Genomic DNA, 11,399 nt, shown 5'->3' with positions numbered 1-11,399 from the left:
AAACTTCAGCAGCTTTCTGCCTATAGCTGGCTGCGTGAAATTGTTGAGCATCATATGCTCAAAGTGGATTATCAGACGCCAGCATTTTTAGCATAAACAGACGTCAATAGCTCGCGGGTGAATAGTTACCTTTTTATTAACCTCATTTATGGGGTAATAATATAGTGGATTGAAGCTTGGGTCGCCGAGTTTTTCACATGGCTTTTGGCATGAAGGTTAATCCACTTCCAATTGTTGCAACGCAATCACAGCTTGAGTGCGATTACTGACTTCTAGCTTACGGAAAATGGCTGTTACGTGGGCTTTGATTGTGGCTTCTGACACGCCTAGCTCAAAGGCGATCTGTTTATTTAACAACCCTTCGTTGAGCATTACTAACACGCGATATTGCTGCGGCGTCAACAAAGATATCTTTTCCGCTAATCCGGGCTCTTGCGGGCTAGAGGCTGATAAATCGATGCCTTCTGGCAACCAACCTTCACCGTCTAAAATTTGATTGAGCGCGGTGACCAACTGCTTCATCGGTGAGGATTTTGGAATAAAGCCCATTGCCCCGAGTTGCATGGCTTTTTTTATCACCGACTCTTCTTCGCTGGCAGACACAACCACTATTGGCAAGTCTGGGTATAAACCGCGTAAGTGAGTCAAGCCAGAAAAGCCGTTGGCGCCAGGCATTTTCAAGTCGAGCAAAAGCAAGTCTACCTCAGCGCTTTGTTCCAGCAACTGCAACAAACCATCTATGGTATCGGCCTCAAGCAAGTTGGCATCGCTGACTGCCATATGCACGGCTTGGTATAAGGCATTTCGAAACAAAGGGTGGTCGTCAGCAATGACGATGTTGTAGCTCGGCTCCATGGTGAGTTCCATGCTTCTATAGACTGAACTCACGCTAACACCAACTGAACTTTTGGTCAATTGAGTCAGTAGCTATAAGACTTTGGTATAGCACTTAGGTCACATTATTCGGTTAAGATAATTGTATCCCTACCAAAGAGCCTAGGCTCACTAAGGCTCCACCCGCCACCTTATTAATTCTCTTTTGGTGTTTTTGTAACCACTGGTTGAGCCAGCCGGAATACAATAAGCGCACAAATAATGCCCATATCACGATGCTTTCTAAGGCCAAACTGAAAGCGATAATGAGTTTATTCCCGGTTGAGGTATCTGGCGCAATCAGCTGCGAAAACATGGCCACAAGCACCAACAATACTTTTGGGTTGAGCAAATTACAGCATAAGCCTTCAAAATATGCGCTGCTGGCTTTGACCGGGCCATGAGTGACGTTACTAATATTTTGAGACTGGCTGCGCCAAGCTTTAATACCGAGGTAGATAAGGTAAGCCGCGCCGGTGTATTTCACCACGCTAAACAGCAATGGACTTTGTGAAATCAAGAGTGACACGCCAAATATTGCCAGCAGTAAATGAATGCACAAGCCTGTCATGATGCCAAACAAGCAGCAAAATGTGGCGCGTTTAGCGCCTGTGCTGCCATAACGGATGATCATCATCATGTCGGGGCCTGGGCTCATCATGCCGATGAAATTAACGAGTAACAGGGTCAGTAAAATTTCGCTCATTGACGGGTAACGGTAAATAGGAATTAGCGTCAAGTGTAGTGGGAGATAGGGTATTTCAAAAATGACTATTAAGACTTAGGCTGAGTCTTATTTGGAATGTGTTAGTTAAAGGCTTAACTCGGTTTAAATGCGCGGCGCAATTATCAGCTAATCCGCTTGCTGTTTGATTAATTGGTATAAGCGCTGACGAAACCAGCGATGGGCGGGATCTTGGTGGTTACGGTGGTGCCATTGTAAGGTGCAATCAAACTCGGGCACTTTTATTGGCAGTGGCTTGATCACGACTTGGTGTTCTGCGGCTAAGCGCTCTGCAATATGCGCCGGAAGGGTGAGCAACAAATCGGTTTGCGCCACCATATTTAAGGCAGAGGGATAAGAGCTTACTCGTAATCGAATTTTGCGATGGTGTCCTACCTGATGCAAAGCTTTATCGATAGCTTGAGCCTTGTCGGCCCCGGTGGTAATGAGTGCGTGGTGATAGGCGGTAAATTCACTCAGTGATAAGCTCGCTTGCTGTGCCAAAGGGTGAGTTTGGCGCATGATGCAAACGTAATGATCGCGATTAATATGGCTGGCGTGAATATCGGCAAGTTGATGATCTTGTACCGTGGTGCCCAAATCTACGCTGCCTTGCTTCAGTGCTTGGTAAGTGTGTTGATCCCAATGCGTGACATCAATACTGATGTGAGGCGCTTCTTGATAAATGCACGCCAGGGCTTTTGGTAAAACGTATTCGCTGACGTAATCTGTCGCAGCAATGGTGAATTCTTGCCGGCAGTCCGCCGGCGAAAATTGTGTCGGACTAAACAATACATCAAGTCGCTGCACCACATGGGCAACTTCTGGCGCCAGCGCTAGGGCTTTGTCTGTGACGATTAAGTCATTGCCGTCTTTTAGCAATAGCGGGTCATTCAGCGCTTGTCGCAATTTAGCCAAGTTTTTACTCATGGCCGATTGCGTTATGTGTTGACGCTGAGCAGCCCGAGTAACGCTGCGCTCTTGCAGCAGTAAATGCAAGCTAACGACGAGGTTCAGGTTGATATGTCTGAGTTTGTCGGTCATTGCACCTGATACTGTTTTAGGTGAGCTAAAAACGCAGCCGCTGGCATAAAGCCAGTCACCCTCGCGTTATCTAATGCTTGGCCTTGAGCGTCATAAAACAAGATGCTCGGTAAACCCAAGATCGACAGCTCAGCTAACATGGCTTGGTGCGCTTTATTGTTTTTAGTCACGTCGGCTTGGATCAACACCACATTGGCAAGTTGCGCTTGTACTTGCAGGTTGGCAAACGCATCTTTTTCAAAGTCTTTACAGGCCACGCACCAATCCGCGTAAAAGTCTAACATTACCGCTTGTTGGTTGGCTTTAGCGAGGGCAAGTTGTGCTGCTAACTGCTCGGTATTGTTTACCTGCACGAAGCGCTGTTTAATATTGCGCAGCTCTGCCGAAGGCCATTGTTGATATGTCACACCTGCTGTAGCGGCTAAGGCCAACATAAGCGCCAGTACGTGCCAAGTTTTATGTTTACTCTGGCTACGACGACTCGCCATCGCCAAATACACCAGCAGGGCCAAGGCGAGGCCCGCGTAAAGCAGTAAACTTATCTCGTCAGCAATAAAGCGGCCTAACATCATGACTGACACGCTGAGTAAGAGGAAGCCAAACACCACTTTTATGTGCTGCATCCAGACGCCAGCTTTTGGTAAGAAGCGGCCACCGGAAGCGCCAAGAACCAATAATGGCAATCCCATGCCTAAACTCAAGGCATACAAGACTGCGCCGCCAATGACGAGATCGCCTGAGCTTGCCACGTACAAGAGTACGCCAGAAAGCGGTGCTGTCGTACAAGGTGAGCAGACGAGACCCGAGATCATGCCCATTACAAACACGCCTTTGCTGTTACCGCCTTGTTGCTGACCACTTAATTGATTCAACTTGTTGGTGAGAGTACTGGGCAGTTGTAGGTTGAAGGCGCCAAACATGGCTGCGGCCAACACGGTAAACAAGATGGCTAAGCCAATTAACACCACCGGGTGTTGAAACGCGGCTTGGTATTGCATTCCAGCAGAAGCAACGACTAAGCCTAGTAGGGTATATGTGAGTGCCATGCCTTGCACATAGCTCATGGCTAATAAAAAGCTACGACGACTGTTCAACGGTTGTTTCTGGCCGACGATAATGCCGGACAAAATGGGGTACATAGGGAATACGCAGGGAGTAAATGCTAACCCAAGCCCAAGCACAAAAAATAACGCTAAGCTAATGGCTAAACTTTGTTCGCTTAGTAAATCGGCTAACTGGCCTTGCTCTGAGGCTTGGCTACTGCCAGTCGCCGTCGTATTTGCAGTATTGCTTGAGGACGTTACGGTTTCACCAGAGATAGGGTCTAGCGGAATGTCTTTAGTTTCGGGTGGGTAACACAAACCGGCTTTTGCGCACCCCTGATAGGTGACGGCTAACGTACCATTGTCACTGACTTGGCTAATGTCTACCGTGATACTGACGTCTGTATCGTAAATCACTACTTCGCCAAAGTACTCGTCTTGATAAGGTTTACCTGCGGGTAATGTTGGCTGGGTAAATTGCGCGCCGTTTACACTGAATTCAAATTGGTGTTGGTACAAGTAGTGTTCAGGCGTCACACGCCAAAACAAAGTAAGTTGATTACCTTGCTGTAAAGAAGAAAACTCGAATGCTTGCTCGACGCTGAGAAATTCGGTTTGGCCTTGGTCAAACGGGGTTTGGCTTTTAGCTGCGAAAGGATCCGCGGCATTCACTTGGTTGATATTGGCCCAACAAGCAAAAAGAAAAATAAGCAAACTGCGCATATTTAGGTTACCTGGTCTATCCATGATAAGTACTGGCGGTCACCGTCTTTAACAGGTAAAGCGATGATTTCTGGCGTTTCATAACTGTGCATACGTTTAATCGCTTGATTAAGCTCATCAAATAATTGGCCGCGAGTTTTTATCATCATTAACACTTCACGATCTTTTTGTACTTCACCGTGCCAATGATAAAACGAGTACACATTGGGTTGCATTGTAATGCAGGCGGCTAATTTTTGCTCTAGTATTTGCTCGGCGATATTTTCTGCTTCTGTGCTGTCTGGCGCGCTGCACAAAACCATGATGTAGTCTTCGTTCATTGTTACCTGCCTTGGGCGAAAATAGATCGAGTTAACAAACTTTTAAAGCCCTTTAATTTGTAAGGGTAAATACTTATGTCAGTTTCTAACTTACTGGGCTAGGCTGAGCCAGTAAAGTCGAATTTTTTCTTCTGTGAGCAAGGAGTTAGTTGTATGAGTCAGCATATAGATAAACACCCATCGCCACTTGATTCGTTTCGTGTAGAAAAAGATTTATTAGGGGAATTACAGATCCCTCATGAGGCATATTATGGGGTACACACTCAGCGAGCAATGAATAATTTTGCAATCAGTGGCCAAACCATTTCCGATACGCCGGAGTTTATCGTTGGCATGGTGCAAACAAAAAAAGCCGCGGCGTTGGCGAATGGTGAGTTAGGAACCATTCCTCAGGAGATTGCGAATTATATTGTGCGAGCTTGTGACCATATGCTGACGCACCAGTTTGGATTTGACCAGTTTAAAGTGGACGCGTTTCAGGGGGGGGCGGGTACTTCGGTGAACATGAACACCAATGAAGTGATTGCCAATATTGCGTTGGAGATTGCCGGGCGTGAAAAAGGCGAATATGACTTTATTAACCCAAACGATCACGTTAATAAGTGTCAGTCTACCAACGATGCCTACCCTACCGGTTTTCGTGTCGCCTTGTATGAATACACTCAGAGCTTGTTGGAGGCCATAAAAGACTTGCAACACAGCCTTAATCAAAAAGCGCATGAGTTTGATGACGTGCTTAAAATGGGACGAACTCAGCTGCAAGATGCTGTGCCGATGACGCTAGGTCAAGAGTTTCACGCCTTTGCCGTTACCTTAAACGAAGAAATTAAAACCATTTGTCGATGTCAGCAGCTGCTGCTAGAAGTCAACTTAGGCGCAACGGCGATTGGTACTGGGCTAAATACGCCAAAAGAATATTCTCAGTTGGCCATTAATAAGCTGGCTGAAGTGACCGGATTTGAGTTTGTTGCAGCCGAAGACTTGGTCGAAGCGACATCAGATTGCGGCGCTTACGTCATTTTGTCTGGCGCCCTCAAACGCAGTGCTGTAAAGCTTTCTAAAATCTGTAACGACTTACGTTTGCTGAGCTCAGGCCCAAGAGCAGGCTTTAACGAAATTAACCTGCCTGAAATGCAAGCCGGTTCGTCGATTATGCCAGCTAAGGTTAACCCCGTGATCCCTGAAGTGGTGAACCAAGTGTGTTTTAAAGTCTGTGGTAACGACTTAACCATTACCATGGCGGCAGAAGGTGGCCAGCTGCAGTTAAACGTGATGGAGCCTGTTATCGCGCAATCACTGTTTGAGTCACTCAGTTTACTGAGAAACGCCTGTTATTCGTTACGAGATAAATGTGTGGTGGGCATTACTGCCAATCCAGAAGTGTGTTTGTCTTATGTTTTAAACTCGATTGGCATTGTGACTTATCTGAACCCGTTTATTGGTCATCACAATGGCGATAAGGTGGGTAAAATCTGCGCGCAATCGGGCAAATCTGTGCGTGAAGTGGTGCTTGAACTAGGCTTATTAAGCGAGCAAGAACTGGACCAAATCTTGTCGGTGGAAAATTTAAAACATCCACAATACACCGCGAAATTACACAAGTAACGGGCAAAGAAACGGGCAATTTTAACTGACTAATTAAAGGGGGCCATTATGGTCATGATTGAGCTGTTGGTAGTACTGGCGGCGATTTTCCTTGGCGCGCGGTTAGGCGGCATTGGCATTGGCTTTGCGGGTGGGTTAGGCGTATTGGTACTGACCTTAGGGTTTGGTATGACGCCTGGCACTATACCCATTGATGTGATTTTAATTATCATGTCGGTGATCGCGGCTATTGCGGCGATGCAAGTGGCGGGTGGGCTTGATTATTTAGTGTCGCTAGCGGAAAAGGTGCTGCGAAGCAATCCCAAACAAGTGACCTTTTTAGCGCCGGTGGTCACTTACGTCATGACACTCTTTGCGGGCACGGGCCACACTGCGTTTTCTACCTTACCCGTGATTGCTGAGGTCGCGAAAGAGCAGGGTATTCGTCCATCGCGGCCACTGAGTATTGCCGTGGTTGCCTCGCAAATCGCCATTACGGCTTCTCCTATTTCAGCGGCATTAGTGATGATGAGTGGCATGCTGGAGAAGTATCAGGTGAGTTATCTGCAAATTTTGCTGATCTGTATCCCCACTACTTTTATCGCTTGTATGGTCGGCGCTTTTGTCGCTCAATTTATGGGCAAAGAGTTAGCGGACGATGAGGTTTATCAAGCGCGTCTCGAAAAGGGGCTGGTTAAACTTAAAGGTAATCAGAAGGTTGAGATAAAGCCTGGGGCAAAAACGTCAGTTGTGATCTTCTTACTGTCGATTCTTGCCGTCGTGATATACGCCACGGCTATTAGCGACACCGTGGGGCTGATTGAAAACCCAGTGTTGCCGCGTAATGAAGCCATTATGGTGTTTATGCTCACTGCTGCTACCATCATTGCTTTTTGGACCAAAATTGATACTTCTGCCGTACTTAACGCGGCAACGTTTAAGTCGGGCATGAGCGCTTGTATTTGTGTATTAGGCGTGGCTTGGCTAGGAGACACTTTCGTTTCTAATCATATCGATGGCATTAAAGAGTTGGCGGGTGGCATTTTAACGGATCATCCGTGGACCTTAGCCGTAGTGTTATTTTTTGCCAGTATGCTGCTGTATTCTCAAGCCGCCACCACCGCTGCGCTCATTCCATCGGCGCTGGCTCTGGGAGTTAGCCCTGAGGCAGCATTGGCGTCTTTTGCTGCGGTCAGTGCATTGTTTGTATTGCCTACTTACCCTACTTTACTGGCTGCGGTAGAAATGGATGACACAGGATCTACACGTATCGGTAAAGCTGTGTTTAATCATCCGTTTGTCATCCCAGGTGTCGTCACGATTACTGTCTCCGTGCTGTTAGGTTTTGTGGTGGCGAACCTAGTGCTATAACGGCTTAGAGTAAGTCTATTTCAACTTATTCAAAGAGAGTGCAAACGCACTCTCTTTTGATTTTTAACGGCGGGGTACCTTACTGCCTTTACCTTTATTTACACGCTTAATAGGTGACATTGGGGCAAGTATATATAGTCTTATGGCGGCAAAATGCTATGCTTTGCTGACAAAAATTTGAGAGGTGCCCGATGTTCGCAAGATTATTTTTATTATTTACGTTTACCTCGTTACTGGAAATTTATGTATTAGTACAAGTGGGTGGTTTACTTGGCGTATGGCCAACCATCGGCTTAGTGATTATTACCGCTTTGGTTGGCTCATCGTTAGTCAGAAGCCAAGGCTTACAAACCATGTTTAATGTGCAATCACGTATGCAGCAAGGTGAAATGCCAGGCAAAGAGCTGATTGAGGCCATGATGCTGGTCATTGCTGGCGTATTGTTAGTTACCCCAGGCTTTGTAACCGATTTTTGTGGTTTGATGCTATTACAGCCAAGTGTTAGAGGTAAATTAGCCGAACAGGCGTTAGCTAAGCTTTCGGTGAATATGGTAGCTGGTGCGGGGTTTAATGGTGGATTTCATCAATCAGGGTTCTCTAACGGTGGATTTCAAGGTGGTTTTAGTGCCGAACATATACCGTCTGACGAGCAACCAACGTCAAAGCCACAGCAAAACAGCAATGATAAGAGCACGATTGAAGGGGAATATGAGCGAAAAGACTGATTTGTGAGTGCCAATGGATCGTCTGAATTATATTTCACAATTGTTATAAAATAGTGTGAATTCAGGTCACACTATTTGATTATTGCCTATAGCCGGGCTTGTAAAGCAAAACATAAATCGGTAAGTTAGCCGGCGAAAAATTTGATAATAATATAATGAACTTTTAGCGACTAAACTGTCTATATAAAAGTCACAATTTCAAGCCAACATGATTGAAATAATTAAAGATGTTGAGTCTTGTGTTAATAGCTTTCGGGTTAAGGATTATCCCGGCAGTGAAGCAGTATTAGCAGGGAGCTTATTGAGCAAGTCACACTTTTTGACTTAGCTGTTTTATATGGGAAATGCTCGCCCCGTTGGCGAGAACAATTTTACCAGGGAGACTTCTGTATGAATGTTGCTGTATCTTTAAAAACATTTAAAAAATACCATCCGCGCCAAGTAGCCAAGCATATCAAGGCCTTTTTCAACGGCCGTGTTTTTATTGTTGGTGTTGGGCGTTTTCGCGTCATTAATGGCAAAATGGTGGCGTACAAAAACGCTGATCGCAAAGCATTGTCTGTGATGAGCGAAGTAAACCAAATTATAAAAGCCATGCAGATGCAACAAAGCGTGGCCGCCTAAGCGTAACTTAGGAATGAAAAAAGGAGCTTAAGCTCCTTTTTTTGTGCCCGAAACAAAAAAGTCTGCAATTTTATGTCTTCAGCCCTTGAGAAATCTCTGGCTAACCCCATCTTAGATTACATGGAACTAAGCCCAACAGGGCCTCGTACATTTTTCAAAACTATCAGGAGTACTTTAATGAACATTCGTCCTTTACACGATCGCGTTATCGTTAAGCGTCAAGAGCAAGAGTCTAAGTCTGCTGGCGGTATCGTATTAACTGGCTCTGCGGCTGAAAAGTCAACTCGCGGAGAAGTGATTGCTGTAGGTAATGGTCGCATCCTTGAAAACGGCGAAGTGAAAGCTTTGGATGTGAAAGTTGGCGATAAGGTCATTTTCAGCGAAGGCTACAGCGTAAAAACTGAGAAGCTGGACGGCGAAGAAGTATTGATCATGAGCGAAAGCGATATTCTAGCTATCGTTGAAGCATAAATTTTAGTTGATTAATTAAACAGATTTAAGGAAAACACAATGGCTGCAAAAGACGTATTGTTTGGTAATGACGCTCGCATCAAAATGCTAGCAGGTGTCAATGTTCTTGCTGACGCGGTAAAAGTGACACTGGGCCCTAAAGGCCGTAACGTAGTTTTAGATAAAAGCTTTGGTGCGCCAACCATTACTAAAGATGGTGTTTCTGTTGCAAAAGAAATTGAGCTAGAAGACAAGTTCGAAAATATGGGCGCGCAAATGGTGAAGGAAGTTGCTTCTCAAGCCAATGACGCGGCCGGTGACGGTACGACTACAGCAACAGTATTGGCGCAAGCTATCGTGACTGAAGGCCTAAAAGCAGTTGCTTCAGGCATGAACCCAATGGATCTTAAGCGCGGTATTGATAAAGCGGTTATCGCAGCAGTAGAAGAGCTAAAAGCTATCTCTGTACCTTGTGCTGATACCAAAGCAATTGCCCAGGTAGGTACCATTTCAGCTAACTCTGACAGCGCAGTAGGCGAGATCATCGCCCAAGCGATGGAGAAAGTAGGTAAAGAAGGCGTTATTACGGTTGAAGAAGGTCAAGGTCTAGAGAACGAGCTAGACGTTGTTGAAGGCATGCAGTTTGATCGCGGTTACTTATCGCCTTACTTCATCAACAACCAAGAAGCCGGCACGGTTGAGCTAGAAAACCCATTTATCTTATTAGTAGATAAAAAAGTATCAAACATTCGCGAGTTGTTACCTACGTTAGAAGCCGTGGCTAAAACCAGCAAGCCATTGCTGATTATTGCGGAAGACTTAGAAGGTGAAGCTCTGGCTACGCTAGTGGTGAACAACATGCGCGGCATTGTTAAAGTAGCCGCGGTAAAAGCACCGGGTTTTGGCGACCGTCGTAAAGCTATGCTACAAGACATTGCTATTTTGACAGCGGGCACGGTTATTTCTGAAGAAGTAGGCCTTGAGCTTGAGAAAGCGCAACTGGAAGACCTAGGCCAAGCTAAGCGTGTGATCATCAACAAAGATGAAACTACGATTATTGATGGCATTGGCGAGCAAGCTGCGATTGAAGCCCGCGTGACGCAAATCCGTGGCCAAATCGAAGAGTCTTCTTCTGATTACGACAAAGAAAAACTGCAAGAGCGCGTAGCTAAACTTGCTGGTGGTGTTGCGGTAATTAAAGTGGGCGCTGCCACTGAAGTTGAAATGAAAGAGAAGAAAGACCGTGTGGAAGATGCACTTCATGCAACTCGCGCTGCGGTTGAAGAAGGTGTGGTTGCTGGTGGCGGTGTTGCCCTTGTACGTGCGGCAAGCAAAGTATCTGGCCTAACGGGTGATAACGAAGACCAAAACGTCGGTATTCGCGTTGCATTACGCGCAATGGAAGCGCCGCTGCGTCAAATCGTAGACAACGCAGGTGAAGAGCCATCAGTAGTTGCAAACAATGTTCGCTCTGGTGAAGGCAGCTACGGTTACAACGCGTCTACTGAAGAGTATGGCGATATGATTGAAATGGGTATTTTGGACCCAACTAAGGTGACGCGTAGTGCTATCCAGTTCGCAGCTTCTGTTGCTGGCTTGATGATCACCACTGAAGCCATGGTGACAGATAAGCCAGTAGACGCTGCTGCAGCGCCTGCAATGCCTGATATGGGCGGCATGGGTGGCATGGGCGGTATGATGTAAGCTCTGCCTTACCATGCTGCTATAATGCGGTAGAATTGAAAGCCTCGGTATTGACGGGGCTTTTTTGTATCTGATGTGTGTTAAGCCTGCTTTGCTGCGGGGCTCGCCATAAGCCATTTTCTGAACCTTCATACCCTGCGTCATTTCTATTGACTGTCAAACTGTATCCGGCCCGAAATTCTTGTTTCCTTACGACTTAAAAAAGTAAATGAAG

The 11,399-nt window shown here is 46.1% G+C and carries 11 protein-coding genes; 6 read left to right on the top strand and 5 right to left on the bottom strand.

From position 1 onward, the window contains the following. Positions 1–216: 216 nt before the first annotated feature. From D1Z90_RS02675 to cutA, 5 genes are all read right to left on the bottom strand, one after another. On the bottom strand, positions 217–855 hold the full coding sequence (locus D1Z90_RS02675) for a response regulator (protein WP_119909174.1): 639 nt from the start codon (positions 853–855) through the stop codon (positions 217–219). A gap of 112 nt (positions 856–967) precedes the next feature. Continuing rightward, a complete protein-coding gene (locus tag D1Z90_RS02670; RefSeq protein ID WP_119909173.1) occupies positions 968–1,579 on the bottom strand; it encodes a LysE family translocator in 612 nt (203 codons plus the stop codon). A gap of 147 nt (positions 1,580–1,726) precedes the next feature. Further along, positions 1,727–2,641, bottom strand: coding sequence for a LysR family transcriptional regulator (locus D1Z90_RS02665; protein WP_119909172.1), 915 nt, complete (start codon positions 2,639–2,641; stop codon positions 1,727–1,729). After that, entirely contained in the window at positions 2,638–4,407 is a 1,770-nt protein-coding gene (locus tag D1Z90_RS02660; protein WP_158587035.1) for a protein-disulfide reductase DsbD, read from the bottom strand. Before D1Z90_RS02660 ends, D1Z90_RS02665 begins: the two co-directional genes overlap by 4 nt. Before the next feature lie 2 nt (positions 4,408–4,409). Continuing rightward, complete coding sequence (cutA, locus tag D1Z90_RS02655; RefSeq protein WP_119909204.1) at positions 4,410–4,727, bottom strand: divalent-cation tolerance protein CutA; 318 nt, start codon at positions 4,725–4,727, stop codon at positions 4,410–4,412. Positions 4,728–4,880: 153 nt separating this feature from the next. Between cutA and aspA the strand changes: the two genes are divergently transcribed. The 6 genes from aspA to groL all read left to right on the top strand — a co-directional run bounded on the left by aspA (position 4,881) and on the right by groL (position 11,185). Next, the gene (gene aspA, locus D1Z90_RS02650; protein WP_119909170.1) at positions 4,881–6,332 is read left to right on the top strand and encodes an aspartate ammonia-lyase; all 1,452 of its coding nucleotides are present in this window, start codon (positions 4,881–4,883) and stop codon (positions 6,330–6,332) included. Between the two features lie 48 nt (positions 6,333–6,380). Next, positions 6,381–7,682 (top strand): anaerobic C4-dicarboxylate transporter, encoded by a 1,302-nt coding sequence (locus D1Z90_RS02645; RefSeq protein ID WP_119909169.1) that lies wholly within the window; start codon positions 6,381–6,383, stop codon positions 7,680–7,682. Positions 7,683–7,873: 191 nt separating this feature from the next. Further along, positions 7,874–8,407: an FxsA family protein gene (locus D1Z90_RS02640; protein ID WP_119909168.1), complete on the top strand. Its 534-nt coding sequence runs from the start codon at positions 7,874–7,876 to the stop codon at positions 8,405–8,407. A gap of 390 nt (positions 8,408–8,797) precedes the next feature. Continuing rightward, positions 8,798–9,031, top strand: a complete 234-nt coding sequence (locus D1Z90_RS02635) for a DUF1107 domain-containing protein (protein WP_119909167.1) — start codon at positions 8,798–8,800, stop codon at positions 9,029–9,031. 177 nt (positions 9,032–9,208) lie between these two features. Next, entirely contained in the window at positions 9,209–9,502 is a 294-nt protein-coding gene (locus tag D1Z90_RS02630; protein WP_119909166.1) for a co-chaperone GroES, read from the top strand. Positions 9,503–9,541: 39 nt separating this feature from the next. Continuing rightward, positions 9,542–11,185: a chaperonin GroEL gene (gene groL / locus D1Z90_RS02625; RefSeq protein ID WP_119909165.1), complete on the top strand. Its 1,644-nt coding sequence runs from the start codon at positions 9,542–9,544 to the stop codon at positions 11,183–11,185. Positions 11,186–11,399 lie beyond the last annotated feature (214 nt).

The organism is Motilimonas pumila, assembly GCF_003596335.1.
Lineage (GTDB): Bacteria > Pseudomonadota > Gammaproteobacteria > Enterobacterales > CBDFNC01 > Motilimonas > Motilimonas pumila.
Note: the sequence above shows the minus strand (reverse complement) of the source record. Positions and strands in the feature narration are given on the sequence as shown.

What these genes read in the sequence shown, in the direction of transcription:
- D1Z90_RS02675 (WP_119909174.1), bottom strand. Translation starts at nt 855, where the DNA reads ATGGAGCCGAGCTACAACATCGTCATTGCTGACGACCACCCTTTGTTT.
- D1Z90_RS02670 (WP_119909173.1), bottom strand. Translation starts at nt 1,579, where the DNA reads ATGAGCGAAATTTTACTGACCCTGTTACTCGTTAATTTCATCGGCATG.
- D1Z90_RS02665 (WP_119909172.1), bottom strand. Translation starts at nt 2,641, where the DNA reads ATGACCGACAAACTCAGACATATCAACCTGAACCTCGTCGTTAGCTTG.
- D1Z90_RS02660 (WP_158587035.1), bottom strand. Translation starts at nt 4,407, where the DNA reads ATGCGCAGTTTGCTTATTTTTCTTTTTGCTTGTTGGGCCAATATCAAC.
- cutA (WP_119909204.1), bottom strand. Translation starts at nt 4,727, where the DNA reads ATGAACGAAGACTACATCATGGTTTTGTGCAGCGCGCCAGACAGCACA.
- aspA (WP_119909170.1), top strand. Translation starts at nt 4,881, where the DNA reads ATGAGTCAGCATATAGATAAACACCCATCGCCACTTGATTCGTTTCGT.
- D1Z90_RS02645 (WP_119909169.1), top strand. Translation starts at nt 6,381, where the DNA reads ATGGTCATGATTGAGCTGTTGGTAGTACTGGCGGCGATTTTCCTTGGC.
- D1Z90_RS02640 (WP_119909168.1), top strand. Translation starts at nt 7,874, where the DNA reads ATGTTCGCAAGATTATTTTTATTATTTACGTTTACCTCGTTACTGGAA.
- D1Z90_RS02635 (WP_119909167.1), top strand. Translation starts at nt 8,798, where the DNA reads ATGAATGTTGCTGTATCTTTAAAAACATTTAAAAAATACCATCCGCGC.
- D1Z90_RS02630 (WP_119909166.1), top strand. Translation starts at nt 9,209, where the DNA reads ATGAACATTCGTCCTTTACACGATCGCGTTATCGTTAAGCGTCAAGAG.
- groL (WP_119909165.1), top strand. Translation starts at nt 9,542, where the DNA reads ATGGCTGCAAAAGACGTATTGTTTGGTAATGACGCTCGCATCAAAATG.